The sequence below is a fragment of the Shewanella sp. DNRA4 genome, from assembly GCF_012843185.1.
Lineage (GTDB): Bacteria > Pseudomonadota > Gammaproteobacteria > Enterobacterales > Shewanellaceae > Shewanella > Shewanella xiamenensis.
Window position 1 is genome coordinate 194,293 of record NZ_JABAIP010000007.1, and the last position, 25,939, is coordinate 220,231.

Consider the following 25,939-nt stretch of genomic DNA (forward strand, 5'->3'; position numbering starts at 1 on the left):
AGTGCGCGGGAATCATACAGTGATTAAGATCACAAAACGGGCGTCATTGTAGCGGTTTGCCACACCAACAAAAACCCTTTTTCTGTATGGTTATTACAATTATTTTGCGTACTTAAGCACCATATCTTTCTATGTTCCGCGTACGATACCTTTAGCGGTTAGTTGTTCGAGTAACTGTAAACAACCTTGAGTTAAGGTCTCTGTTAGCATTTGCGGATAAGTCGACACCAACCATTGAATCAATTCATTAAAGGTGCTCTGCCCCTTTTCGGTTAAATAACCCAGTACTTGCGCGCTTAAAGGCGTTAATTGCAAAAAGCCTACCTCACCTGCCTCATCCTGATACAGGCAAAAAAACACTGGCTGCGGCAGAGGATCTTCTGGGCGATAATCTTGCCGTATTTGCTGCACTGGATACTGGTATTGCGCCACGGTTGCCGTTGCGGCTAAACATAGATTTTGATGCGTAATTCCCTCTTTACCAATCAGGACTTGGCGGCTATCTTGCTGCGCAGTTGCCACCCGTAGTTCAAGCCATTCATAGTGCGCAAGTTCCAGCATAAAGGGCGGATCAATGTCTATTGGAGAATATTGAAACTGCAGGAACTGTAAAAACTCCCCAGCAATATCGATAAAAATCGGTGATTTACAATCATGTCGACTAAAAAAAGCCTGCACTAAGGTTTGCCACTGCGCATCAGTGTATAAGCTTTTGAGTACGGGGAAAGCATTAGAAACAAAACCCATCACGTTATTAAAAAATAGCTCTCGGTAAACCTGCATCCGCTCAATGGGTACACCGATCGGCACGGAATTGTTAGGATCACGAATATAATCGATAAAGGATTGCTGTACTTGCTTAAAATCCATTAGGCAATCCTCTTCGCTAGATTTTTTTTGGCCTGGGCTTGGTAAGTATGAATTTGATTAATTTCATCCAATAAATGCGCTGTTGCCGGCAGATTAAAGTCACGCTCGAGCAAGGTGGGTAATACGCCATGCATGGCATAGCAACTATCAAGGAGCGCCCATACAGGGGCGTTGATATCGCTGCCGTGGGTATCAATCAATAATTCTTCTGATTCTTTAAAATGTCCTGCGATATGCAAGTAGGCAATCCGCTCAGTTGGCATCGCCTTTAAAAATGCCGCCGCATCATATTGATGATTTATCGAGTTAACATAAATATTATTCACATCTAACAGGAGTTTGCAGTCGGCTTCTTCCAGCACTGCCGTCAAAAACGCCAGCTCAGTCATCTGCGCACTGGGCGCCGCATAAAAGGAGACATTTTCCAAAATAAGCGGTCGTTCTAAAATATCTTCAACTTGCTTAACTCGCCGAGCGACATGCTTAACGGCGGCCTCGGTAAAAGGAATAGGCATCAGATCGTATAAATGGCCAGCTCCTGAGCAGTAACTCAAATGCTCTGAATAGACATCAATTTGATGTAAGTCCATAAAAGCTTTGATACGGCGAACAAACTCAAGATCCAACGGCTCAGGGCTACCGATTGAGAGCGACAGACCATGGCAAAAAAAGGTATGTTGTTCAGTTAATTGTCTAAATTGTTTACCGTATTTGCCACCTAGCGTCATCCAGTTTTCAGGGGCAACCTCTAAAAAATCGATAGCACTCGGCAGCGATTGGCAAAACTCACTGAGCATTTCACGCCGTAACCCTAATCCAACTAATCCACGATCTTGCATTGCTTTAACCCCTTTAATTTGGATGCTGCTAAACAAAGGCCAGCATAGGCTGGCCATGTGCTAGGGCAGTACCTCCAATAAGTACAACTGAACTTATTTGACTTCCTTTTTTACGGCTTCAGTTTTAGCGTCAACTTTTTCAGCGGCTTTCTTCATATCAGCACCGCATTTACCTTCACCACATTTGCCTTCATGAGCTTTGTCTGCTGCTTTTTTCATATCGGCGCCACATTTTGCTTCACCACACTTACCTTCGTGAGCTTTGTCTGCCGCCGCTTTTTTCATATCTGCGCCACATTTTGCTTCACCGCATTTACCTTCTTTAGCTTTTTCTGCAGCCGCTTTTTTCATATCTGCACCGCATTTACCCTCGCCACACTTACCTTCAGAACCAACGAGTTGATATCCTGATTCCATGGTTTCAAAACCAAATAAATTTGTTTGCGCGTTAACAGTAAACGCTGAACCAACCACCACTGTACCTAATGCCACTGCAACCGCGGTTTGCTTAACTGATTTCATATTCTTGCTTCCTTTTATTGATTAATGGTGACCAACAACAGGGTTATCGTTGGCTTACTGCAAAAGACCTGCACCGCTTTAGTTTCATTTCAAAAAATATCACCAAATCACAGAAATTATCAAAATATGCTGATAGGAAGCTGAATTTGGCCAATTAAATAGCCATAAATAGTTGTCATTGTTGCCAAGCCTCTCAGCGCACTTTGTAACAGCAAGCCAATAGGATAGAATGCACGCCCTTTGTTTCTCTATATGGGTTTGTAGCAGTGCGGGTAATTTTGGCTCCAATGGAAGGCGTGGTTGATGACTTAATGCGAGATATTTTGTCGTCGATTAACCCTTACGATTTGCTTGTCACCGAATTTGTGCGCGTCGTTGACCAACTCTTACCTGAAAAGGTCTTTCTTAAACTCTGTCCAGAGCTACTGAGCGGTGGCTATACGCCATCGGGTACCCCAGTCCGCGTACAGCTTTTAGGCCAAGAACCTCATTGCATGGCCGAAAACGCCATGCGCGCAATTGAGCTTGGCTCCCACGGCGTAGATGCAAACTTTGGCTGTCCTGCCAAGATGGTCAATCGCAGTAATGGCGGCGCGGTGTTGCTGCAATACCCTAATACGATTCACGATATTGTGCGCGCCATGCGCCAAGCAGTGCCCGCTGAGCATCCGGTGACAGCCAAGATCCGTTTAGGCTACGAAGACAAATCCCTGTTTATGGAAAATGCGCTGGCCGTTTATGAAGCGGGCGCAACAGAGCTTGCTATCCATGCCCGCAGTAAGGTTGATGGTTACAAACCGCCCGCTTATTGGGAATACATCACTGAAGTGCGCAAACGTTTGCCAATACCGGTAATTGCCAACGGTGAGATTTGGAATAGTGAGGACGCTAAACGTTGTATGGAAGTAACGGGGTGCGACAGTATCATGATTGGCCGCGGCGCGATCTCGCTCCCCAATCTTGCAGACACCATAAAAACCGGTGCAACGCCCTACAGTTGGGCTGACACGTTACAATTAATGCTCAGTTATACCCAAAGGGAGCTTAGTGGCCGTAAGAGTGATTATTATCCAGCGCGCATTAAGCAGTGGTTTAGTTATCTCAATCGCCAATATCCCGAGGCAGATACCCTATTTCGGGAACTTAGGATCTATAAAACTACTGAAGACATTGTGCGTGTGCTAGAACAAGCGCAACAACATCTTAGCCAGTAACCCCATACAAAAGTGGTGGTTTTTTATGTTAACCACCACGTTACCCCTAAAAATCGTACAGATACTTGATCTTTATCATAGTCGTTGGTAGTGGAACTATTAGACTGAATGCCCAGAGTCAGATAAAACAGGCGATTTTACGTGAGCACCACCCATATCAGACAAGAATTGTCAGAGCTTGAAGCTAATCTAAGGAAGGAAATCGGCGCGCTCCCTCAGTTTATTGAAATACTTGGGACGCATTGTGCCAACCTCAGCCTAGGGGAACTCATCGACCGACTGGCACAGAGCCACCTTGCCGATCACCCGCTATTTTGCCGCTTAAACCGCCTCGATGCCGCATTCTGCCAACTCGACTTAGGTCTTTATGGCCTTTGTTCCGATTGCGAAACTGAAATCGAAGCTGAACGTTTAATGCAAGATCCTACCGAACAACGTTGCAGTTGCTGCGCTGAGCATTACCAGCATGAGCATCGTCATGAACTGCGCCTGAGTCATTAAGCAGCGTCTCTATATTCCACAAGCAAAAAAACCTCCGCAAGCGGAGGTTTGAGTTATCCAGGGAGAAGGATAACTTAAAACTTCTGGTTAATTCTCAAATAGTAAGTACGGCCCAACACATCATACAGTCCAACGTTTACATCACGGTAATCAGCATAGGTATAAAAGTTTGGTGCATCGGCATCAAACACATTATTCACCCCAACCGTGATTGAACCATTGTAAGCATGGTTATAGGCAAACTGGATGTTGTGTTTAAAGTAGTTTGAATAATCGACGTAAACATCGGTTTCTTCTAACTGATTGTAGTAATCAGCCGATTGACGACCAATATACACTACGGTCCAGGCCGCAGAAAAATCGTCATATTTCCAGCTGGTTGCAAAATTACCACGCCAATCAGGCGAATCAGTAAGCCCGGCATAATCAATCATTTCTGATTCGGCATTATCTTGCTTTTTAAAATCCAAAACATGGGTTAAATCGAGTCTGAAGTTGAAATCACCGATCCCCGTTTCTAGGTTATAAGCTGTGACAAAATCAATACCTGACGTTTCAACCGTCGCTAAGTTGCGCACACCCGCTTCAATATATTCAATCTTGCCATCGGCACCACGGTGAACATAGGGTGATGAACCATTTTTAATTTCATCACGCAGTATGTCATTCACACTTATCGACTCAATTTTATTCTCGTAGGCAATCGAAAAGTAGGATAATTCGATATTCCAATTATCAGTAGCATTCCATACGCCACCTAACGTCAAGGAGTTACCCTCCTCGGCCTCAAGGTCGGGATTACCACCATACCAAGTTTTGTGTTGATTACTGGTCGCACAATAAACCGCATCCACATTACCTGGCTCATTACACCAAAGCGAATCGACGGCTTTTTCAAAACTTAAAGATTGTGAAGAGAACATTTCACCCATATTGGGTGCTCGGAAGGAGTCACCGTAACTGGCACGCAGTAACAAACTATCCACGGGGCGCCAACTAATACCAAATTTAGGCACTACGGCATCAAAGGTTGATGAATTAACTACTTGCCCTTGGGCACCAGTGAGCGATCCTTCCTGTTCATAGCGCTCGTACCGAACGGCGGCCGATAACTCAACATTCGCAGGTAAGCCAACTTGGAATTCTAAATAAGCTGCACTTCGATCACGGGTTGCATCCACATCATCGCCACCCGAGCCACCTGAGATAATGCCCGAAGCGGACTCTGGATCACTGGTTTGCTTAAACTTAATCATTTCATATTCAAGCCCACCGACCATAGCAACAGAGACATCGCCATTATCAACAAGCAGCGTTGAAGCCAGTCCATCAATTTGAGTGCTTTCAAACTTACCTTGATACACGCCCGTATGAGCCGCCTTACGATACAGCTCAGTCATCTGCTGGTTCCACTGCTCATAACTCATGCCCGTGGTATTAAAAATATCGTACTGTTCAGAATCTATTCCTTGCTGAACTATTTCATCATTAATTAAATTGTAATTAAATGAATTCGTGGTTGAGCGGGAATGCTGTGCATTTAATTCCCAATCAATGCCATTGCCTAAATCCAGCGTACCAATAAAACCACCAAGAATATCGACATTATTGGTCTCAGTTAAGGTATCACGCTCGCCAATTTGGGCAGAGCGCATATAAAGCGTCATATCTTCCCCAACGGGGTTGAATTTATTATCAGCACTCATTACTGGATAATTTGTTGACACAGGTGTCCCTGCGTAACGCGTTTCAGTTTCAGCTAACGAGGCAGATGCACGACCGCGAAATTGAATACCGTCGGTAATTTCATAGGTAAAATTGGATAAAAAGGAATTACGGGTCTGATCACCAAATAATTTAGTCACTCTACCTGAATCATATAAACAGCGGCCATTATTATTTCCATCAGTTTTATCGACGGTATTTTCAGTTTGGTCACAAATATCTGAATTGCTATACCAACTGCCGTTACCTGTGCCATATTTACCATTGGGCACAGAGCTTAAGCCACTGTAGGTTGCGTAACTCGGATCGTCCATATTCCAAATATCACGATCCATGACGGCTTTGGTATCATAATATTCATAGGTTAAGGTAATATTGCCTTTATCCGTATTATAACCTGTTGCAATGGATAAACGATTAGCATCACCGCCTTCAACACTAGGCTGCTCTGTACTGTAATCTAATTGCAAGCCATCAAATTCTTTTTTGGTAATAATGTTGATCACACCCGCAACAGCATCTGAACCATAAACAGCAGAGGCGCCATCACGTAGGATTTCAATGCGCTCGACTATCGCCATTGGAATTGAGGATGTGTCTGCAACAGAGCCCGAGCTTGAGCTCGTACCAGGCATACGGCGGCCATCGAGCAACACCAGCGTAGCAGAGGAACCTAGTCCGCGAAGATTAACATTACTTGTTGAGCTAGCACCTGAACCATATCCAGAAATCCCTCGCCATGAACCAAAGCTATTGATTGCCGAGTTATTCAAAACATCAGCAACGGTTTTTTCACCCGTCATCGCAATATCAGCCGCATTAATCACAGTGACAGGAGAAACGGTTTCCATATCCACCTGTTTAATACGTGATCCAGTGACTTCAATACGTTCAACTTTGGTATTTTCTTCTGCCGCAATCGTTATTCCAGATAATAAAACACTAGCAGAACCCATAGTGATTAGACTCGCGCGCACAGCTCTAGCTGCTAACGTTAGATGATGCATATATCTCTCCTTGAGGCTTAAATGAATAAACCCGTCTTGTTGTTATTTTAGTTAATTTTCAAGTTCCCTTGACGTATCAATACTGTTAATCAAAACGAATATCGACAACAACAAATAACAACAAAAAAACAAATTGATACATACACAGCAAATAAATTTTGAGTTTAAAACGTACAAAATTCAACCCAAACATAGCGTTAAAGGTCTTTAAGCAAATTTAAGCGATTATTGATAAACTGATACAAATAGAATCAATTGAACATCTCGCGTTACGAAATATCAATCTACTCAATTTAATATACATAGTTAGCAAAATGTATCTCTTTATTTTATGGTGATTTTAGGCTGTATCTAACGGATGGAAAATAAACGAGCAAAATAAAAATGCCACTCAAATTGAGTGGCATTTTATTAACCGCTGTAGATTACTTAGCAGTAATCTTACAACCTTCTACACTTTCAGAGTTTTCATACACAATGTCACCTACTGGATTATAATCAGCTGCAACAATGGATTGTTTCTCTTTCAGGAAGGAATAGAGTAAATCGGCGTCTACATAACCTGTTTGGATTGGGCTCGCCAGTTTTGGATAACCGTCACCACCTGCAGCGTTAAAGCTAGGTACAGTGAATTTGTAGTTTGCTGTAGCGCTGAACTCTTTACCATTGATTTCATGAACTGTCGCTTTTTTAGCCACGCAGTCAATGGTCATCTTCACGCCAGTAATTTGCGCATAACCACCAGAACCAATTTGTAAACTACCCACAGCCCCTAAATAATCAGCAGCAGCCGCACCAGTCATTTCGTTTAAGGTTACCATGTTGCCGAAAGGTTGAACTGTGAGTACATCACGGTAAGTGATGTTACCCGCTTTAATAGAAGCGCGCACACCACCAGAGTTCATCACGCCAAAATCAGCAGATACTTTAGCACTTTGTGCCATGGCTAACATACGGCCTAAGTTGGTTTGTTTGTTACGTACGTTTGCACGCTCACCATCAAGCAGCGCATCGGTAGTCGCAATCACTTCGTCTAACTTAGCTTGACCTTTCTCTTGATAGTAAGAAAGTAGCTCTTTTAACTCTGTATCAGGCTCAATCTTTTCACCAACGAGTACTTTTTTCTTGTTACCCGCTTCATCAGTGACTTCTTTAACTAAGTTCACTGGCACTAATTTATAGCTGGCTAAGTGAAGTTCACCATTAAAGTATTCAAAGTCCGCACGACCGACATACTTACCCCATTCGTGGGCTTGCATGATCCAAGTGCCATTTTGTTGATCTGGCGCGCAGGCATCGCCCGGTTGGAATGCTGCATAGGCCTTATTACCTGGCTCCATACAGACGGGGTTTTGTGAATGACCACCAATCACCACTTGAAGTTCGCCTTCCTTAAGTGAACGGGCTAACGCCACATCACCAGGGGCATTGCTACCATTTTGGCCATCTGCGTAGTGGCCCATATGCGTCACAGCAAAAATGATGTCTGCCGACTTAGCATCTTTGATTTCTTTGATGACTTTGGCAACTTCAGTCTTTGGATCTCTGAACTCTAATTCACTAATATATTCAGGGTTACCGATCTTAGCAGTATCTTCAGTGGTTAGACCGATAACAGCTATTTTGACACCATTAACATCAAATATTTTATAGGCATCGAAATAGCGAGTACCATCAGTCTTATAAATGTTAGCCGCTAACATAGGGAATTCAGCAAGACTACGTTGCATGTCCACAATGGATAATGGATTATCAAACTCATGGTTACCGACCGCCATTGCGTCGTAACCAATTTTGTTCATCCCGGTAAAGTCAGGAATCGCATCTTGTAAATCGGATTCAGGCACACCAGTGTTAATATCACCACCAGAAAGCAACAATGTTTGACCACCTTTCTTGCTGACTTCAGCACGAATTTGATCAACCAAAGTTTTCTGAGCAGCTAAACCATATTCACCATCTTTGTTTTCCCAAAAACGGCCATGGTTATCGTTTGTATGTAATACCGTAAATGTTTTACAGGCAGCACCCGCTTCGGCGCAAGTTGTTGGAACTTTGTCATCATCACTATTACAACCTGCTAACGCAGCAAGCACAGCAGTGGCAATTAATCCTTTAATAAGCTTATTTGTCATTACATCAACCCCTTGATTTTAATTATTTTATCATAGATAGATTGTGCGAGTACCATCAACTCTCGCGTCACGCATAATATCAAAGAATAAAGATGAATTGTGTCATTTTTATTAATAAACGTGACTTTAATGTGGGATTTTTGGCGAGTTTTAATACAGTTTTGTTTCAAATAAAAAATAAGCTAATCGACTTATTTTCACTTTTCGAATTTAATGACAATTAAAAATATAATTGTAAATTTAAACGCTTTAATTTAAGTAACTTACAGAAGTTTCGCAGACAGCCGCATTGTTCTTTATAAAAAACATCAAGCGGCAAAAAATTGTTTACCGCATGATGATTTTATAAGCATTTAGATTTAACTACATTTCAAAACGCTGTTGTAACCAAGCACTAATCGCTTTTAATTGCACAGGAATAACTGAATGTGGCATCGGATAGGTTTGCCATTGCACCGGATATCCACCGGCAATTAATGCCTCTTTTGCCAACAATCCGGCTGATAACGGAACGACATCATCCTGCTCGCCATGCTGCTGCAAAATCGGCGTGTCAGCATTGGCCACACTTAGCTGGCTTGGCAAAACATCACCCGTTGGCAAATAGCAGGATAACGCCATAATACCGGCAAGTTTTTGAGGATAGCGTAATCCGGTAAACAGACTCATCACTCCGCCTTGGCTAAATCCCGCCAGCACAATGCGCTCACTAGGAATACCTGCGGCGATCTGCTCATCAATCAGCGCCTGAACACTTAATTCTGATGCCATCACGCCCTGCATATCCGCTCTATCATGCAAGTCCATACTTTTAATGTCATACCAAGCACGCATAATATAACCACCATTGATGGTGACCGCCTGCTCAGGTGCATGGGGAAAAATAAAGCGAATACTGTGATCCGCTGGCAACCCTAGCGCAGGTACAACGGGGGCAAAACCAGCACCAGAATCGCCTAACCCATGAAGCCAGACCACAACTGCGGTCGCCTCAACTTGGGGTTCAATCACAATACGTTCGAGCGTCATACTGATATATCCTTTCTAAATCAAATTGAAAATTAAGGTTAAACGTCAAGCACATTTGGCAATAATCAAGTGTGCTTACAAATAATCAATCCCGAGGAGTGCTTGTAACGCATCGAGCTGTTCCGCGTTATCTAATTTCATGCTCCAACGCACGCCGCCACCATTGGCGATGATCATTGGAGGGTCAAGCCTAAGGCTAATATCTTCGGCACTCGCTTGAAGCACAACATTGGCCACGCTTAATCTGATCTGTACTTCAAACTCTGTTGCTATCAGCTTACCCTGTGAAAAATCCAGTACCATAGTTGTCCTGTTGTAGCTATAAGACATTGTGAACACGCGTCATGATAACAAAGTTATATCGCCGGGGATGTACTTTTACATACCCGATAACCTCTATGTGCCAAGTCGCTTTGCATCCCCCTGCAAGAGTTAAATAGCACACTCTGGCGTGCGTTTTCGTAAACAAGTAACCTTTCCTCAACGTCAACCTCATCCCAAATTAAGTTTGATTACACTTTAGTGTCAGCTAAATAGCCCCAAACCTACTGAGTTCGAGTAAACTCACGCCCCAACGAATACAGTCGCTCGCGGCGATCGCGTTTTACACCATACAAGAATCACAACACTGGGTGGTTATATGTTTTTATCCCGTCGTACCCTCATTAGCAGTGCCCTGTTGCTACTGCTGCCATTAGTACAATATGCCAATGCAACCAATAGCTTACCTAATAGTAATGTTGCTAGCGTCGCCTCCAGCCAATTGCATACTACCACCGATGAACTGACCTTTGCCAATTACCAACAAGTAAGTATTCGCCACATTGAACTCGCATTAAATGTGGATTTTGAGCTGCAACAACTTTCGGGCAACGCCATTCTCGAACTAGATTGGCATAAAGAAGGCAAGATGCTGGTGTTAGATACCCGTGACCTGACGATTAACAGTGTCAGCATGTTAAATGCAAACGGCCAATGGCAATCCGTGCCCTTTAGTTTAGGTGCGGCCGATAAGGTCAAAGGCGCAGCGCTCACCATCAATCTGCCTCAAGAGCGAGTCGCTAAGGTCAAAGTTAATTACCATACCTCCAAGAATCCATCAGGCATTCAATGGCTGACTCCAGAGCAAACCCTCGGTAAGCAATGGCCATTTATGTTTAGTCAGAGCCAAGCCATCCATGCCAGAAGCTGGATCCCGCTGCAAGATACACCCGCAGTGCGCCAAACCTACAGCGCCACAGTCACAGCGAAGCAAGGTATTAGTGTCGTGATGAGTGCCGACCGAGAGAGTATGTCTGCAACGCAAACCCAATTCACTATGCCGCAGGCGATTCCTGCCTACTTGATTGCCATTGCCGCAGGACACCTGCAATTTGCCGCCTTAGACGACACCTCAGGCATTTGGGCTGAGCCAGAAATGCTTGACAAGGCCAGCAAAGAATTTGCCGATACGCCGGAGATGATCTCCATCGCCGCCAAACGTTACGGCGATTACCGCTGGGGTCGATACGATCTGTTGATCCTCCCGCCCAGCTTCCCCTTCGGCGGGATGGAAAATCCGCGATTATCCTTTATTACTCCCACAGTCATCGCGGGAGATAAAAGCTTAGTGAGTTTAATTGCCCACGAGCTGGCCCATTCTTGGTCGGGCAATTTAGTCACTAACGCCACCTGGCGCGATCTCTGGCTCAACGAAGGTTTTACCACCTATGTGGAAAACCGGATTATGGAAGATCTCTATGGCCGCGACCGTGCATTGATGGAGCAAACCATTAGTTACTCAGAGCTGCTGGCAGAATTAGCCGAGTTACCCGCAGGCGACACCGTACTGCATATTGACTTAGGTGAGCGCGATCCCGACGATGCCTTTAGCGGCGTGCCCTATGTCAAAGGACAATTATTCCTGCGTTTCCTTGAGCAAAAGTTCGGCCGTGAACGCTTCGATAACTTTGTCAAAAGTTACTTTGATCACTTTGCGTTTCAAAGCATTACCACGGAGCAGTTCCGCAATTACCTCACGCAGCAGTTATTGCAAAAATATCCCAATATCGTCAGTGAGTCCGAAGTGGATACTTGGGTGGAGGGACAGGGGTTACCTAGCTTTTTAGTGCCCCCCAACTCACACGCCTTCGATGATATCGATGCCCGGCGCAAAGCATGGTTAGAAGGCAAGCGTGCCGCCAGCGCCCTAAACACTCAGGGCTGGACTGTGCATCAATGGCTACGCTTTATTAATGAAATGCCAAGGCTAAATCTCACTGAGCAGCAATTAGCCGAGTTAGATAAGGCCTTTCATTTAACTGGCACCCACAATAATGAAATCGCCTTTGCTTGGTATGCCCTCGCCCTCGATAACGGATACTACAGCGTGTTACCCGCATTAAAACAGCACTTAACTGAGATCGGCAGGCGCAGGCTGATTGTGCCCTTGTACCAAAAACTGGCGAGCAGCGAATATTACGACTGGGCAAAAGCCGTCTACCTTGCGGCGCGCAGCGGCTACCATCCACAGACTCAAGCCAGTTTAGATATGATGTTTAGCGATACCCCGATTGAACACGAGCATTAACCGCAAGTGAAGATTGATCTGGAGTGTGAAAACTAAGAATTAAGTCAATTCATCGCAGTAAGCGTGGTAAAGAGCGGTTTGAGGTGAATTTACCGTCACGAAATGAGGTTAAAGCAGAATTCAAATAATAACCCAACAAAAAAGCCCAAACTTAGGTTTGGGCTTTGCTTTATCATCGGCAGGTGATTGTATCGCAGCACTTAAAATGCGCTAGCAGCGCTATCAAACATCACATTCTGGCCGATTAGTGGTGATGACCACCGACACCGTGGGCATGACCGTGGGCGATTTCTTCATCGGTCGCATCTCGGGCGCCAACCACTTCGATATCGAAGGTTAAGTCACGGCCCGCTAATGGATGGTTAACATCCACGGTCGCCATAAATTTACCGACTTTCACGATTGTCACTTGGCGTTGACCGTGGTCAGTATGAACTACCGCCGTCATACCTGGCTTCCACACGCTAGCGCCTAACAGGTGCTTTACCGATACACGTTGCTGCGCCGCTTCACCTTCAATACGCTGACCATAGGTTTCAGCGCATGGCAGCGTCACTGTGAACTTTTCACCGACCGCTTTACCATTAATCGCATTCTCAACACCAGGCATCATGTTGTCATGGCCGTGTAAATAAGCTATAGGCTCGCGACCTTCGTTCGTCTCGAGCACTTCGCCTTTTTCGTCGCGCAGGGTGTAATTAAACTGCACAACCATATCGTCTTTAATGTTCATCGAATATCCTTTGACTTGCTTCGATTTCAAATGTCGGCCGAGCTTAACAAAACTGGCCTTTGCACTCCACTGTTTTATCCCTGCAAAACCACTACATCAATGGAGCGCAGTGGTTGCTTCAAGCATTGTCTGCGGGCGATGACCTATAACGAGGCGTCTATCAGAGTGAAATACCTAGGGCAGTAAAGACTTCAGGACTTGGGAAACCATCGGCAATCATATTATTACTGCGCTGGAATGCTTGGATCCCCGCAGTCGAATTGCGTCCTAACACACCATCAGGTTTACCAACATCAAAGCCGGATTCATTCAGTTTGGTTTGTAACTGTTTGATTTGCTCGCGGCTCAAACGTGGCTGCTCGGGCGGCGCTACTTTTAATGGTTCGCCGCCATTAATCCTATCGGCCAAATGGCCCACGGTAATGGCGTAAAACTCCGAGCGATTCCAACGCATAATCACATTGAAGTTTTCATAGCCTAAAAACGCAGGTCCAGTGTGACCCGAAGGCAAATATAGCGCGGCCTTCATATCAATAGCGGGCAAAGACAATCCATTCGTTTGCCGCACAGATTGCGCCGCCCATTGTGACAGAGGCTGCGCCTCTTTAGCACCAAGATGTTGGTAGCTAAAATTGTTTGGCAATAATACTTCGCGGCCCCAACGCTCGTTACGCTGCCAGCCTAAGTGTTGTAGAAAGTTAGCCGCTGATGTGAGGGCATCCTCTGTGCTATTCCACAGATCCGCTTTACCGTCTCCATCGCCATCGATGGCATATTTAGCATAAGCCGAGGGCATAAATTGAGTATGCCCCATGGCGCCCGCCCAAGAGCCCACCATAGTGCTCTTATCAAAGCCATATTTTTCTTTAAGCTTAAGCGCTTGCATCAGCTCAGTCGTAAAATAATCACTTCGACGAGGCTCACAGGCTAAGGTTGCAAGGGAATCTAAGACGGACATTTTGCCTTTATAAGAACCATAGTTGGTCTCTAGTCCCCAAAAAGACAGAATGTATTGTGGCTGTACGCCGTATTGCTGCGCGAGTTTATCAAGCAATACTTGGTGTTTTTTCAGTAGACGTCGACCTTCATTGACTCGCCAATCCGTTGCCCGTTTGGTGAAATAATTCGTGAAGGTTTGACTAAATTCAGGCTGAGCTTGATCAAGCTCAATCACCTTAGGTACAAACTGTAGGCTTGCCACTGTATTGTTAATCGTCTCTTCAGATAAACCTTCACGTTGTGCGCGCGCCTGAAGGTTTGCAACACACGTCGGAAAGGCGGCCGCATGACTGGCGATAATCTCGTTCAATTGCACGTTTTGCGCGGCTTGCGCCTGTTCGATAGCAATTTGACTATTATTGTCAGACGTAGCATTAGCGGTCGGCGCGCTAGAACAAGCACTTAAGCTCACACAGGCCGTGATGCTCGCTGCAAGATAGTACATGCCTTTTGCTTTAATCAAATCAATTACTCCTCAATTCGGTGCTAAGGTATGCCTTAGCTGAGCAAGACACGAGTTGGGATCGACTCATGCCAAGAGAGATACGATTTTTAGCCACAAAACAGTTGCTGGCTTAATTCAAGGATAAACAAGAATGAACAACGGCTAAAAATCCACAAAGGTATTTTCTCCCCCACTGGAAATCCTCCAGATGCGCGTAATTCCGGTTAACCCGATTTACGCCTCTAGAGCGCACATCCTGACCGATAGCGCCCGTCAACACAATGCTCATCACCACAAATACACGGATAAATTCGCTTATTGCTCAGTTAAACAACAGCGAAAAAATCTTAACAAAGAATCCCTTGGTCTATCTAGCCGTTGCCGTATAATGGGTGAGTTAATAGCAACTTCAAAGAGACCTATCATGACTGAAATCAACGCGGCTTTAGCTGGCTTTATCGAAAACGTAAAAGAGCATCAAACACTGTGGGGTTTGATGGATGAAACAGGCGAAGGCTGGGTGGTTTGTGACTCAGGCGAGTTCGAAGACACTGATGTAATGCCTTTGTGGTCAAGCGAAGCACAGGCAAAATCCCACTGCACCGAAGAATGGAAAGACTACCAAGCCGTTGCGATTAGCCTTGAAGAATTCCTTGAGTACTGGGTATTCGATTTAAATGATGATGGCGTGCTCATTGGCGTTGATTGGCAAAGCGATGAAGAATGTTTAGAACTCGATCCTATCGTACTTGCCAAAAATTTAGTTGATGTTGAAGAAGCTTAATTTTCTCAGCGTCATGCTTAACACATCAAGGCCAGAGGAACTCTGGCCTTGATGTTGCCTATTACTTGTATCGATATTCCCTTCGATAAGCGCCACCTTTGCTGGTTTTGTGGTGAACCTTGTAAAGATTTTTTTGAATATCATGCAACGCCGCATACGCCCCATCCTTCCCTTGCCGTACCATGCTGCAGCGAATGCTTAAAACTGGCGAAACAACATCCCTTAACCTCAATTGGGGACTGCCGAATGGCGGTTAAAGATGCCTTAATGGCCCTTTACGCTAAACATTTAGCCATTGGCATTAATTGGACAGAAGCGGAACTCGCCGAGTCTGAGTTTTCCTGCAAAGTGTTTGAAGGCTTTAAAAAAAGTGCTTGGATGATGTATCAAATTGCCCGCGACAGGATCAACTTTCCCGGATGGCCCATTCTGCTTGAAGGCGTTGACCTCGAATGTCAACAAGACAGTACTCAGTTTGAGTTCGATGGCGTAAGCTATTCATCATTGCCTGCCGCCATTCACTACTACAGCAAACAATTTTGCTTAGATTCAGCCTTTTTTGCAGAATTACTTAGGCTCGTTGGTAAACATCGATTTAGCTACGCACTCAGGCTTGCACGTATCCACATTGCCGCGGCGAAAGAAATGAAGCGCCAAGTGTTAGCCGATGTCAAAGCAGAATTAAGCGAGTAGCCACCAAACTAAAACCTTATGTTTGTAAAGGCAGCCGACTCGTTTAGATGAAGTTATTTACCGAGAACTTGTTTTAATCTGTCCTGTACGACTTCAACCAGTAAATCAGGTTGGAATTTAGAAATAAAACGATCACAGCCCACCTTCTCCACCATCGCATTGTTAAAGCTACCACTCAGCGAAGTATTTAGCGTGATAAATAAGTCCGCCATAGCCTTATCATTACGGACTTCATAGGTCAGTTTGTAACCATCCATTTCAGGCATTTCGGCATCGGTGATCATCATGAGCAGTTCTTTGGCGACATTCTTACCTTCATCGCGCCATTTTTGCAGTAAATGTAACGCCTGCAACCCATCGGAGGCTTCGATAATTTCAATACCCAATTGGCCAAGCGTTTCACGCACTTGCCGCCTTGCCGTCGACGAATCGTCTACAATCAATATTTTCCGGCCGGGCATTTTGTCTAACAAGCTCTCATCTAACACACCTTCAGATAGGCTAATATCGTAATGGACAATTTCAGCCAGCACCTTCTCCACATCGATAATTGATACCAATTGCGACTGGCCTTGATACTCGATTCGGGTGATTGCGGTAAGATAATTATTCCGACCCGCTGTTTTCGGCGGCGGCATAATATCACTCCACGTCATATTGATAATATGCTCGACTTTACCGACTAAAAATCCCTGCACACTGCGGTTATATTCAGTGATGATCATATTGGCATTATCATCTGGCGGCACAGGTTTGAAACCAATGGCCGAACGCAAATCAATCACCGGAATAGACATTCCCCGAATATTGGCTACACCAGAAATATGCTGATGGCTCCCAGGCATAGCGTTAAGGTGTGGTAGTTTAACGACTTCTTTAACTTTAAAGACGTTAATCGCAAATAGCTGCATCGAATTAATGCGAAACAGCAGCAGTTCAAGCCGATTTTCACCGACGAGATTGGTGCGTTGATCTACCGTTGCCAAGACATTTGCCATAATGCGACTTCTCTACTCTGGGGAGGAAGGCCTTCCCTCAGCTGCTAAGGATTAAGCTAAATTATAGCGGCAAACTCGCAATGAGAACCATGTGATATGTCGATTTTATCTAAAAATTACAATCACTCTGATGCGAAAACTGCTCATTTCTCGGGCAAGCAGTTTACAGAACAAACAATCAACCCATGCTCAATTCAATATTCAGCGATATAAAGACCTTAAGGTTTAAGCAAAACCCTTTTGAACCAGCACCATACCGCTCAAATTAAACAGATTCCTGTCACATACAATCTTAAACCCCGCTTGGCGAAGCATATGCAATAATTGCTGATGGTCAAATCGATTCTGCTGCGGATGCTCAAACAACCGGCGACTCAGTGGATTACAAATCGCGGCACGGTAAAGATCTTCTATCACAAAATACCCGTTCGGCTTTAATACTCTGGCGACTTCAACAATCGCGGATTGCCAGTCAGGAATATGGTGGAACACCGCAAAATTAAACACGATGTCAAACTGTGCATCCTTAAAAGGTAATGCGGTTGCATCGGCAACACTAAAGTCGAGCTGTTCGAGCCCATGGGCTGAAGACCGCCAGCGGGCCTTAGCAGCACTCACCATCTCAGGGTCGAGGTCCACCGCGGTAACATGCTCTGCACCAAAATGCTCACGGATCAAATGAATACCATTGCCAAAACCACAACCAATTTCGAGCGCCTGTTGAATATACACAAGCGGTTTAGGCATCATTGAGGTCAATAATGGTGCTTCAATATGGTTTTGCAACCAAAAACGCAGCGGATGCTGAACCAGCTTTTTCTCGAATGGATTTAACTTCATCATATCCCCTTAAATGAGTAGGCTGTTGCTTGAAACACTGATCAAATTCTGATGATGGTACGTAATGATAGAAACTTAAGTTCACCCGAGGCCACTATGAAATTACCTCTTTTTCCATTACCCATCTGTTTATTACCTGAGGGATATACTCAATTACGAATTTTTGAACCTCGATATAAACGATTGGTGGCTGAATCACTTAAATCAGGCGATGGTTTTGGCCTGTGTATGACCTCAGAGGAAAATAGCACGCTTTATCCAATTGGTACTCTAGTGCATATCATTGACTTTGAGACCTTACCTGATGGCATGTTAGGTGTCAGCATTGAAGGGAAACAACGATTTACTCTCGGCGACATCAATGTGGAGTCCGATGGTTTAAAGCGCGCGCAAATCAGTCTAATTGATAACTGGCCAGCAGCACAGATTCAAAAAAATGAGCGTTATCTCAGTGATATGTTGCAAAATATTCTGAAAGAGTACCCAAAGCACCTACAACAATATCAAGCGGCACAATTTGATGATATTGCATGGGTTTGCCAACGCTGGCTTGAAATTTTACCCATACGTTCAGCGGAAAAGTACACCTGCATTAATGTGCTCGACCACCAGCTCACACTGGATTTATTAAGAACCGTTATAAAATAATTTTCAGTGATCCAATTTCTAAGGCACTGCGTATTGGTCTGCATGCTTATCGAACATTGACAGCGAAGCAGGATTTGAAGCCATGTTCGAACGGGATTGAACCTTAAATGAAGAGCTCAATAATGGAAAATTTTCAATCACATTCAGCGCAAAATCGCTATGATAGGCAGTTATCGCCCCCTATCGAAATAGCTATGGAAAACGATAACCATAATTTGATTGCCGATGAGCATAAAACGGATGCAGATCCCTTAGTGAGCGCCATCATCAAAGTTGCTAATCAACGGGACAAAGCGGCATTTGGCTATTTGTTCAGTCACTTTATGCCCAAAATTCGGGCATTTGGTCTGCAACGATTAAATCAACAAGGCCTCGCCATGGATTTAGTTCAAGAAACGATGACCATCGTTTGGACTAAATCTCATTTATACAATGCAGATAAAGGTTCTGTCGCAACGTGGGTATTTACCATTATGCGTAACCAATGCTTCGATATGCTCAGGCGGGTGCAGCACAACCGTGAAGATGCATTTGGCGATGATATCTGGCCACTGTATGACGTTGCGGTTAGCCAAGATAACAACCCTGACCATAAATTGACCGCCAAGTTACTCGCTCATTTAGATGCCCTGCCCCTTGCTCAACGTCAAGTCGTACAAGGCATTTATATGCAAGAACTCACCCAGCAAGAATTGGCTGATGCCTTAAAAGTCCCCATTGGCACCATTAAATCGCGACTCAGATTGGGGTTAGAAAAGCTTAAAAGCTTTTTGGAGACACAACATGATTAAACATCACCCCCATGCAGAATTACTTCAGGCCCATGCTCAAGGTCAGCTCCCTTTGTCGATGTCTATCGCTGTTGCTGCGCATTGTGCCTTATGCCAAAAATGCCAAACTCAAGTAGCTAAATTGACTGAAGAAGCGGCCAAACTCGCTTTTGTTTCCCCCAGTGATAATGCGGTTCAACACAACGCGTCAAATGAGATTGATGTCGTCGATAATGATCCCTGGCAACAAATGTTATCGAACATTATGGCGCTTCCCGAAAGCACTATGCATGAACCCTACATAGAATCTTCAGTGAGTGTTAACCATAAAAATATCCGATACGAACTCCCTAGGGTGTTTCGGCAGCATATTGCACAGCCATGGCAACAAATTGGTAAAGTCAGTCGGATGCGATTCGACCTAGATGAAAAAAATACTCGCGCCAGTTTATTGCATATTGAAGCGCTAGGTGAAATCCCACAGCATACCCATAAAGGGATTGAGTTGACGTTATTATTGGCGGGCGAATTTTCGGACTCATCAGGTAATTATGTTCCTGGCGACTTTATTATCTTAGATGGTAATACACAGCATTCTCCCACAACTCAAACGGGATGTTTATGTTACACAGTGTTGGACGCACCGCTCTATTTCACTAAGGGATTAAGCAAATTATTAAACCCTATTGGTGAGCTGATTTACTAAAGTCAGTTACACATCGAATAGTGAAAAATAGCTAAAAAGCTAACCCACAAAATAGCAACAAAAGAAACAATATAAAAACATTACTCGCTGAGCAAAAATTACACTTGCCAGCGGGTAATTTACTGTTATACTGCACCGCGTTTTGAGAAGTATCTTGTTGTTACCCTTTTTATATCAGTTTGACTTGTATCAAACTTGATCCTCACAAAGAAAGCCTACTACAAGTAAGTCCTGCAAAAATAATGGGTTAATGACTTTCAACATTAACTCAAAAAAATGAACTCTTTAATTCGTCCAATGTCATAGTACTGTCACTTGACTATGTTTAACTGGTTTAATTGGGATATTCCATTGACACAATCGCTGATTTGCATTAGTTATCAATACAGCATCTCTTGATTAATCATGGTGGAATGGGTAACCTCAAGACTCATTAGTATCATCTTTCGCAATTATGCTAAGGATATTTTATCGTTATTACTTGCTCACCTAAGGGTGAATTTAATTAAAAGGAGTGTGGCCTATGTCATACAAAATTAACGGACATGAAATCACAGTGAACTTCCCTGTAGATTCAATTTCAGTCAACAAAACTTCAATTGCTTTTACCGATAGACAAGGTAAAAACAGACAGACGTTTTCAAAACGTACCGAAGCCTTAAACTTTATGAAATGGCTTTTGTCGTCAAATAAATAAGTCTGAATTAAGTACTCATCGAGTACACATAATGGCATGTTGGTTTTTTCGGTTTCCATTCTCCTCGCAATACCGAAATCAACTCGCCTTTATCGATAGCCAAATATCACGATTTGCTATCCCTTCACGTCGATATGACGAACTCGTTTGGTTCAGCCAGTATCTAGCTCACATGGATACACGCTGAACCAAATGTGTATTAATCTAGATCAATTCTATCAATTTTCGCTTCTGCTAATATGTTCACACTTTCTGACTGTGAAGTATTTTTATGTCAAAACCGAATACCAAAACCGCTATGCAACAGCTTATCGCGCAAATCCAGCAAACAATTCCGCTGAATTTAGATGAAGCACGAATGTGCCAAGGCGAATGTTTAGGTTGTTCGAAAAAAATGCTTGAAATGCTCGATGCAGAAATCAGCTATTGGCAATATTCCGATGCGGTACCCAGCCTAAAAGATTTAAAAAACCTCGAAAACATTGGCCGTCGCACCTATAAAATTCTTAAACGAAACCAGCTAGTCTCTTAGCCTTTTGTTCTCATCGTTTTATTATGTGACTAGCGCATTTAGCAATAACAGCCGTCATGACATCCAGTATGATTTAAGTTGACTGGCAAGCGTATTCACATAAAAACCGCATTGCCAGCCTATTTTCTATCTCATTGTAGAAAGGGATTTACATCGTTAACAACGAGACGCTGCCAATCTTGCGCGAATATCTGCCAAAGAATATTCAGTTAATAATTCACCATCGGCAAATACGGGGACAAATTCGCAATGGTTAACATCTTGCCAGCTTGCTTGATCTTTAAGATAAAATTGACCTTGCGCATCTTTAAATACCGCCACTAATCCCTTAGCGGATTTTTTAGTGCCATCATCGGTTTTAGGATCTTTAAATATTTCTCTGTCTTTACCATCAACTTTCGCAAAGGTCGCTTTCACCGCGTACCCGTCAGTATCTCGGGTCACGTGTTGATAGGTAAAACTGCCAATTCCAAACACAATATTGGTTGATGCAAAACCTTTAGCCTTTAAGCCAGCACAAATGGCTTCAGCCCGTTCAATGGTGATTGAGTCGCCATAAATCAGTCCGACATGGCTATCGAGTAATTTGTAACCTTTGGCAGTTGTGCTGCCCCCAAAGACATCCCACAAACACTCGATAGCGCCTTTATACTCAGGACTCCCCATAGCTGCTTGTGGATCGCCACAAATGATCTTCACCGGACAACCCGTATCAGGCCTAAACACCACTTTGCCCTCACGGGCAAGAATGCGGTCTTTTAAGGCAACGGTGAACTCTGTCATCACCAGCCAAAAATCCCAAGAATCAGAAACGATACTGACAATGCCGCTAGGATAAATATCTTCAATCAGACGGCGGAACGTCTCTAATTCATTCTCCATACCACCCGCACACATCACACTGTGCTCCGTTGCGGCCACACTGCCGCCAACGAGTTCCTTATCACTGTCTGCAAGATAATATTGTTCAAGAAAATCAATCGCGGGAATGGTATCTGTGCCCGTAAAACTGAGTAGATGGGCGGCGCCGCTCATTACCGCAGCCTCTGCACCATACATGCCGCGGAAACTAAAATCATGGCCCTGCCAATCAACAAATGCGATGTCACCATCGGTTTCTAGCGCGTAAGTCTCAAATATTTTGCGGTATTGCAGCGCGGTAGTGGCGCTAGTACACATTCCCCACACATTGGCAGAAAGCATCGTTTCGAGATAATTGGTCAACCAAAAGAACCGCTCATCGGTATTGTACAAAACCAGGCAAGGCACTTTTAAGGGATACACTGAGCCTTCAGGCAATGCCATGATTTTAATGGGTAAATAGCCTAAATCATGTAACGCCTCAATATGCTGAGTACCGACATTATTTGGCCCAAGATAGTTATTAATGCGGCGGGAGAATTGGCGAATCACTTGCTCTTTGGACTGTTGAAAGAAATCACGGTTCCAACTGTCAATTAAGTAATGCTTGATAAAATATTGCAGACCAAAAAATACCATCTGCTCAGTATAACCACGACGGGATTTACGGGCGGTCAAGTTACTAAAAATCACTTGAGTATTATCAGGATATTGACGACGGTGGTCGACTTTGTAGCCATCAATGGCGGTAACGGGATTCAAGTACATCATATTTTCCTTAATGATTCATAAAACGCAAAACAGCATGGCAATGACAGAACTCGCTCGAAATATGTGTGGGGACACCTAAACTATCGGTACAAAATAATCTGTCTATGCCCGCCTCACGCAGAGCCGATTCGCTGGCCTTATCTTCATAATGTGACACGATCAAAATGACGCTTTGGGCCCCTTTTTGCTTTAACTTGATGGCAAGTTCGATAAAGGTTCTGCCACCAGCACAAATATCATCAACGATTAAGCAGGTTTTACCCGATAAATCATCACAGAACACTTCGGTAGCGATAATATGGCCATTGACCACATCACGATGTTTATCGGCCCTGATCACCGGCATTCCCTGTAACGCCTTAGCTAAGCCGAATACTTTCTTATTCGCCCCCGCATCAGGCGAAACTAACACTAGATCACCGGTCAATTGAGCCGCGATTGCAGCGACAAAGCTATGGTTGCCAATTACCTGCACTCGGTCTAACAATGCGGCGGTGACATCGCTGTGTGGGTCAAAAACACTGACTGAAGCATATTGCTGCTGATTAATCAGGCTGGCATAGACTTTTACCGATAAGGCCTCTCCCACATTACAGACTCTATCTTGGCGGGCGCCCGGCATATAAGGCAGTAACAGATCAATCTGCTCTGCACCGCTGCGGCGTAATGCATCGGTTAACAACAAGAGCTGCATGATGGAATGATCGCCACGATAACCGAAAAAGAGTGTGACGCGTTTCGCTGGAGGAACCAGCAGTTGAACATGATTCTCCCCCGCACCAAATTGAAATAAACGGTAATTAGCCTCATCGCTAGCGGCTGGAAGTCGATAAAAATCAGCTTGCTGATGTGGTGAGTTAACTGTGCCTTGATGCATTTGAATACCTAGAGACATATTCACCTCCTGTCTGTGCAAGATCGCTGTGATATACAGCAATCTTGTTGTCTGCAAGCAATAGTGTCTTATAGACACTATTATGTAAAGTTGATTTTTAGACTATTTTTTATCGGATAATGCTAAGGAATATACCTAAATTGCATATAATGTCTTTAAGACACTATGCGCAATTTAGCTATGATGATGGGGAAATGGGTATCGATAGTAAAGAATGGACGTATTACGACAACATCGACGGCTACATAAACCCTGATAACTCAACCTAACTGTATGTACCGCATAATCTGTCACTATTATTGCTATGGGTAACCACTTTAAGCGGCAAACACTTTGACTAACATTCTAAATTTCTTAAGAATCGATAAGATGCAGTATCCGACTTCAAACGGTATAAATTGGCAGGACGGCCACGCTCAGTACGTTTTAAGCCCGTATCAATCAATAAATCGGCCTGCTCAACCCGTCGACGGAACGATTTACCTTGGATAGGCTTACCCAGTAAGACTTCATGCACATGTTGTAGTTCTGGCAAGGTAAAAGGTTCAGCCAGCGCAAATCCTGGTACTAAAGAATACAAGGCTTTCTGGGTTAAACGTTCGCGAGCTTGCTCAATTAATTGCAGATGATCAAACGCCAAGGGCATCTGTAACACATCCTCTAACGGCCACCACTTAACATCACTCACTGAATCAATCTGGGTTTGGCAGGCTTGATAACTCATTAACGCGGTATAACACACGGTCACTGACCAGCCTCTCACATCGCGGTGACTATTACCGACAGTGCAAAGCTGCTCAATATAAGGTGGCACTACCGCCGTTTTTTCCTGCAATTTGCGTAACGCCGCTTCCTCTAGGGATTGATCGGAATGTTCATCGATAAATCCTCCGGGTAATCCCCAAAAACCTAAAAAAGGATGATTTGAGCGTTGTACTAAGAGTACTTTAAGTTGCTGATCATGATAGGTAAATAATACGGCATCAACCGTCAGTAGCTGAGCCTTAAAAGCCTTAGGATCGTAATTGGCGAGATATTCCGCTTCAGTCATGAGTATTTTCCATCGTTTGACGTCGTAAGCTTAACTTAGAGATTACGTCGCTTCAAACATATTATGTCTTAGCGTCACTAAGTAAATCATCTGCTCTATAGGGTCGTACGACTTTTACCAAATTTACGCAAATAACGTGGCAACATGGTTTCATTTCCAAGCAAACCACCTTGATGGATATACATCACAGGGCTTGCGCCCCACTGCGGTAAATATTTTTCTAACACCATAAAACCTAAGGGATCGTAGAGTAATTCAAATTGAATACCTGAGGCGCAAATCCGCTGCCACATGGCATAAAACTCAGGATAGAGTTTACCAAAGTGGTATTTCTTCCCCACATTCAAAATCTGTGGATGCTCAGCAGCGTTAGGATTTAACTCATAAAACTGCTGCGCTAAATACTCATCGCCACCGACAACCGCGCAGGTAAGCACTCGAATGTGACTTTGCTTACGCACAAAATATTGGTTTAAAAATAATGCCGTGGTTCCCGTTCCCGCAGGTAAAAACACTTTCAGTTCAGTCAGTCCCTGTTGCATTGCCCAAGTCTCAATTTCAACGGCTAACAGACTGACACCATACTCCGCATACTGACAGCGCCCGCCTTCCGGAATAAATAAAGCGTCAGGCTCAGCAGCCAGAACTTGATGCTCAATGTAGTCATGGCAAGTCCACTTAGACTCACGCTGAAGAAAAGGATTAGCTGCTATCAGGCTTGATAAATCAATAACCTGTGTACCATTGGAGATAGCTGCGGCATAGTTCCCTGTCGGTAAAGTCAGTACGTGGCTAGCAATATGGTCCACATAAAAATCACACTGCCAGCCTTTGAGTTTGGCGAGCGCCGAAAGCGAATACAGAGAATTAGCCTGCGCGGAGCCATGACCAATCACCTTAGTCACACCAGCAAAATCATGGTCTAGAAAGTAGGCAAACTTACGCGCCTTATTACCACTAAAAGCAGGATGTAATAAATCATCTCTTTTAAGAAAGATCTCTCTGCCTGCAAAAGAAAATGATTCGACGGGACTATTAACTAGCATTTATTTACTCAAGGGGAGATAAGGTGTTTAGTGTAACGCGGGCTTGGCTAAATTCTTCC

Annotated in this window: 25 protein-coding genes; 10 read left to right on the forward strand and 15 right to left on the reverse strand. The window is 44.1% G+C overall.

All coding sequences use genetic code 11. The features are described 5' to 3' along the window. Window positions 1-129 precede the first annotated feature (129 nt). From HG547_RS09635 to HG547_RS09645, 3 genes are all read right to left on the reverse strand, one after another. Window positions 130-870, reverse strand: a complete 741-nt coding sequence (locus HG547_RS09635; RefSeq protein WP_169547723.1) for a putative DNA-binding domain-containing protein — start codon at window positions 868-870, stop codon at window positions 130-132. Beyond that, a complete protein-coding gene (locus tag HG547_RS09640) occupies window positions 870-1,709 on the reverse strand; it encodes a DUF692 domain-containing protein (protein ID WP_047540409.1) in 840 nt (279 codons plus the stop codon). Before HG547_RS09640 ends, HG547_RS09635 begins: the two co-directional genes overlap by 1 nt. Before the next feature lie 93 nt (window positions 1,710-1,802). Beyond that, window positions 1,803-2,231: a hypothetical protein gene (locus HG547_RS09645; protein ID WP_037417772.1), complete on the reverse strand. Its 429-nt coding sequence runs from the start codon at window positions 2,229-2,231 to the stop codon at window positions 1,803-1,805. 266 nt (window positions 2,232-2,497) lie between these two features. Between HG547_RS09645 and HG547_RS09650 the strand changes: the two genes are divergently transcribed. Both HG547_RS09650 and HG547_RS09655 read left to right on the forward strand, forming a co-directional pair. After that, entirely contained in the window at window positions 2,498-3,445 is a 948-nt protein-coding gene (locus HG547_RS09650) for a tRNA-dihydrouridine synthase (protein WP_088585714.1), read from the forward strand. A 141-nt stretch (window positions 3,446-3,586) separates the two neighbouring features. After that, window positions 3,587-3,946 (forward strand): TraR/DksA C4-type zinc finger protein, encoded by a 360-nt coding sequence (locus HG547_RS09655; protein WP_037417804.1) that lies wholly within the window; start codon window positions 3,587-3,589, stop codon window positions 3,944-3,946. A 74-nt stretch (window positions 3,947-4,020) separates the two neighbouring features. Here the strand turns inward: HG547_RS09655 and HG547_RS09660 are convergent, their stop codons facing one another. The 4 genes from HG547_RS09660 to HG547_RS09675 all read right to left on the reverse strand — a co-directional run bounded on the left by HG547_RS09660 (window position 4,021) and on the right by HG547_RS09675 (window position 10,145). After that, on the reverse strand, window positions 4,021-6,678 hold the full coding sequence (locus HG547_RS09660; protein WP_169547724.1) for a TonB-dependent receptor: 2,658 nt from the start codon (window positions 6,676-6,678) through the stop codon (window positions 4,021-4,023). 425 nt (window positions 6,679-7,103) lie between these two features. Further along, entirely contained in the window at window positions 7,104-8,813 is a 1,710-nt protein-coding gene (ushA, locus tag HG547_RS09665) for a bifunctional UDP-sugar hydrolase/5'-nucleotidase UshA (protein ID WP_037425286.1), read from the reverse strand. A gap of 363 nt (window positions 8,814-9,176) precedes the next feature. Further along, entirely contained in the window at window positions 9,177-9,842 is a 666-nt protein-coding gene (locus HG547_RS09670; RefSeq protein ID WP_156143183.1) for an alpha/beta hydrolase-fold protein, read from the reverse strand. A gap of 75 nt (window positions 9,843-9,917) precedes the next feature. After that, window positions 9,918-10,145, reverse strand: a complete 228-nt coding sequence (locus tag HG547_RS09675; RefSeq protein ID WP_037425292.1) for a DUF3389 domain-containing protein — start codon at window positions 10,143-10,145, stop codon at window positions 9,918-9,920. A gap of 337 nt (window positions 10,146-10,482) precedes the next feature. On the opposite strand from HG547_RS09675, the gene HG547_RS09680 reads away from it, so the two are divergent. Beyond that, window positions 10,483-12,411: a M1 family metallopeptidase gene (locus tag HG547_RS09680; RefSeq protein WP_169547725.1), complete on the forward strand. Its 1,929-nt coding sequence runs from the start codon at window positions 10,483-10,485 to the stop codon at window positions 12,409-12,411. A gap of 244 nt (window positions 12,412-12,655) precedes the next feature. Here the strand turns inward: HG547_RS09680 and HG547_RS09685 are convergent, their stop codons facing one another. Further along, on the reverse strand, window positions 12,656-13,144 hold the full coding sequence (locus HG547_RS09685) for a peptidylprolyl isomerase (RefSeq protein ID WP_169547726.1): 489 nt from the start codon (window positions 13,142-13,144) through the stop codon (window positions 12,656-12,658). Window positions 13,145-13,304: 160 nt separating this feature from the next. Beyond that, entirely contained in the window at window positions 13,305-14,606 is a 1,302-nt protein-coding gene (locus tag HG547_RS09690; RefSeq protein ID WP_169547727.1) for a lytic murein transglycosylase, read from the reverse strand. 406 nt (window positions 14,607-15,012) lie between these two features. On the opposite strand from HG547_RS09690, the gene HG547_RS09695 reads away from it, so the two are divergent. Together HG547_RS09695 and HG547_RS09700 are read left to right on the forward strand one after the other, a co-directional pair. Then, window positions 15,013-15,372: a DUF2750 domain-containing protein gene (locus HG547_RS09695; protein ID WP_037425300.1), complete on the forward strand. Its 360-nt coding sequence runs from the start codon at window positions 15,013-15,015 to the stop codon at window positions 15,370-15,372. A gap of 51 nt (window positions 15,373-15,423) precedes the next feature. After that, window positions 15,424-16,065, forward strand: a complete 642-nt coding sequence (locus tag HG547_RS09700; protein ID WP_169547728.1) for a hypothetical protein — start codon at window positions 15,424-15,426, stop codon at window positions 16,063-16,065. A gap of 53 nt (window positions 16,066-16,118) precedes the next feature. On the opposite strand, the gene HG547_RS09705 is transcribed toward HG547_RS09700, so the two are convergent. Next, window positions 16,119-17,063: a chemotaxis protein CheV gene (locus HG547_RS09705; protein WP_169547729.1), complete on the reverse strand. Its 945-nt coding sequence runs from the start codon at window positions 17,061-17,063 to the stop codon at window positions 16,119-16,121. Between the two features lie 225 nt (window positions 17,064-17,288). After that, window positions 17,289-17,903, reverse strand: a complete 615-nt coding sequence (locus HG547_RS09710) for a class I SAM-dependent methyltransferase (protein WP_169547748.1) — start codon at window positions 17,901-17,903, stop codon at window positions 17,289-17,291. Window positions 17,904-17,999: 96 nt separating this feature from the next. Between HG547_RS09710 and HG547_RS09715 the strand changes: the two genes are divergently transcribed. From HG547_RS09715 to HG547_RS09735, 5 genes are all read left to right on the forward strand, one after another. Continuing rightward, on the forward strand, window positions 18,000-18,551 hold the full coding sequence (locus HG547_RS09715) for an LON peptidase substrate-binding domain-containing protein (RefSeq protein WP_169547730.1): 552 nt from the start codon (window positions 18,000-18,002) through the stop codon (window positions 18,549-18,551). Window positions 18,552-18,673: 122 nt separating this feature from the next. Continuing rightward, window positions 18,674-19,342 carry a sigma-70 family RNA polymerase sigma factor gene (locus HG547_RS09720; RefSeq protein ID WP_169547731.1) on the forward strand — a complete coding sequence of 223 codons (669 nt, stop codon included), beginning with the start codon at window positions 18,674-18,676 and terminating at the stop codon, window positions 19,340-19,342. Further along, window positions 19,335-20,027 carry a ChrR family anti-sigma-E factor gene (locus HG547_RS09725; RefSeq protein ID WP_169547732.1) on the forward strand — a complete coding sequence of 231 codons (693 nt, stop codon included), beginning with the start codon at window positions 19,335-19,337 and terminating at the stop codon, window positions 20,025-20,027. Before HG547_RS09720 ends, HG547_RS09725 begins: the two co-directional genes overlap by 8 nt. 523 nt (window positions 20,028-20,550) lie before the next feature. Next, window positions 20,551-20,724: a hypothetical protein gene (locus tag HG547_RS09730; RefSeq protein WP_011072074.1), complete on the forward strand. Its 174-nt coding sequence runs from the start codon at window positions 20,551-20,553 to the stop codon at window positions 20,722-20,724. 271 nt (window positions 20,725-20,995) lie between these two features. Beyond that, entirely contained in the window at window positions 20,996-21,256 is a 261-nt protein-coding gene (locus HG547_RS09735; protein WP_169547733.1) for a hypothetical protein, read from the forward strand. A 156-nt stretch (window positions 21,257-21,412) separates the two neighbouring features. Here the strand turns inward: HG547_RS09735 and HG547_RS09740 are convergent, their stop codons facing one another. The 4 genes from HG547_RS09740 to HG547_RS09755 form a co-directional block, all read right to left on the reverse strand. Further along, complete coding sequence (locus tag HG547_RS09740; RefSeq protein ID WP_248278730.1) at window positions 21,413-22,888, reverse strand: nicotinate phosphoribosyltransferase; 1,476 nt, start codon at window positions 22,886-22,888, stop codon at window positions 21,413-21,415. Between the two features lie 7 nt (window positions 22,889-22,895). After that, entirely contained in the window at window positions 22,896-23,783 is an 888-nt protein-coding gene (gene prs / locus HG547_RS09745; RefSeq protein WP_169547734.1) for a ribose-phosphate diphosphokinase, read from the reverse strand. Window positions 23,784-24,120: 337 nt separating this feature from the next. Further along, complete coding sequence (locus tag HG547_RS09750; RefSeq protein ID WP_144346321.1) at window positions 24,121-24,834, reverse strand: NUDIX domain-containing protein; 714 nt, start codon at window positions 24,832-24,834, stop codon at window positions 24,121-24,123. 95 nt (window positions 24,835-24,929) lie between these two features. After that, on the reverse strand, window positions 24,930-25,880 hold the full coding sequence (locus HG547_RS09755) for a 1-aminocyclopropane-1-carboxylate deaminase/D-cysteine desulfhydrase (RefSeq protein ID WP_169547735.1): 951 nt from the start codon (window positions 25,878-25,880) through the stop codon (window positions 24,930-24,932). Window positions 25,881-25,939 lie beyond the last annotated feature (59 nt).

Bases quoted from the DNA above. Each gene is read 5' to 3' on its own strand.
- HG547_RS09635 (WP_169547723.1), bottom strand. From the start codon at position 870: ATGGATTTTAAGCAAGTACAGCAATCCTTTATCGATTATATTCGTGAT.
- HG547_RS09640 (WP_047540409.1), bottom strand. From the start codon at position 1,709: ATGCAAGATCGTGGATTAGTTGGATTAGGGTTACGGCGTGAAATGCTC.
- HG547_RS09645 (WP_037417772.1), bottom strand. From the start codon at position 2,231: ATGAAATCAGTTAAGCAAACCGCGGTTGCAGTGGCATTAGGTACAGTG.
- HG547_RS09660 (WP_169547724.1), bottom strand. From the start codon at position 6,678: ATGCATCATCTAACGTTAGCAGCTAGAGCTGTGCGCGCGAGTCTAATC.
- ushA (WP_037425286.1), bottom strand. From the start codon at position 8,813: ATGACAAATAAGCTTATTAAAGGATTAATTGCCACTGCTGTGCTTGCT.
- HG547_RS09670 (WP_156143183.1), bottom strand. From the start codon at position 9,842: ATGACGCTCGAACGTATTGTGATTGAACCCCAAGTTGAGGCGACCGCA.
- HG547_RS09675 (WP_037425292.1), bottom strand. From the start codon at position 10,145: ATGGTACTGGATTTTTCACAGGGTAAGCTGATAGCAACAGAGTTTGAA.
- HG547_RS09680 (WP_169547725.1), top strand. From the start codon at position 10,483: ATGTTTTTATCCCGTCGTACCCTCATTAGCAGTGCCCTGTTGCTACTG.
- HG547_RS09685 (WP_169547726.1), bottom strand. From the start codon at position 13,144: ATGAACATTAAAGACGATATGGTTGTGCAGTTTAATTACACCCTGCGC.
- HG547_RS09695 (WP_037425300.1), top strand. From the start codon at position 15,013: ATGACTGAAATCAACGCGGCTTTAGCTGGCTTTATCGAAAACGTAAAA.
- HG547_RS09700 (WP_169547728.1), top strand. From the start codon at position 15,424: ATGTTGCCTATTACTTGTATCGATATTCCCTTCGATAAGCGCCACCTT.
- HG547_RS09705 (WP_169547729.1), bottom strand. From the start codon at position 17,063: ATGGCAAATGTCTTGGCAACGGTAGATCAACGCACCAATCTCGTCGGT.
- HG547_RS09710 (WP_169547748.1), bottom strand. From the start codon at position 17,903: ATGAAGTTAAATCCATTCGAGAAAAAGCTGGTTCAGCATCCGCTGCGT.
- HG547_RS09715 (WP_169547730.1), top strand. From the start codon at position 18,000: ATGAAATTACCTCTTTTTCCATTACCCATCTGTTTATTACCTGAGGGA.
- HG547_RS09720 (WP_169547731.1), top strand. From the start codon at position 18,674: ATGGAAAATTTTCAATCACATTCAGCGCAAAATCGCTATGATAGGCAG.
- HG547_RS09725 (WP_169547732.1), top strand. From the start codon at position 19,335: ATGATTAAACATCACCCCCATGCAGAATTACTTCAGGCCCATGCTCAA.
- HG547_RS09730 (WP_011072074.1), top strand. From the start codon at position 20,551: ATGTCATACAAAATTAACGGACATGAAATCACAGTGAACTTCCCTGTA.
- HG547_RS09735 (WP_169547733.1), top strand. From the start codon at position 20,996: ATGTCAAAACCGAATACCAAAACCGCTATGCAACAGCTTATCGCGCAA.
- HG547_RS09740 (WP_248278730.1), bottom strand. From the start codon at position 22,888: ATGATGTACTTGAATCCCGTTACCGCCATTGATGGCTACAAAGTCGAC.
- prs (WP_169547734.1), bottom strand. From the start codon at position 23,783: ATGTCTCTAGGTATTCAAATGCATCAAGGCACAGTTAACTCACCACAT.
- HG547_RS09750 (WP_144346321.1), bottom strand. From the start codon at position 24,834: ATGACTGAAGCGGAATATCTCGCCAATTACGATCCTAAGGCTTTTAAG.
- HG547_RS09755 (WP_169547735.1), bottom strand. From the start codon at position 25,880: ATGCTAGTTAATAGTCCCGTCGAATCATTTTCTTTTGCAGGCAGAGAG.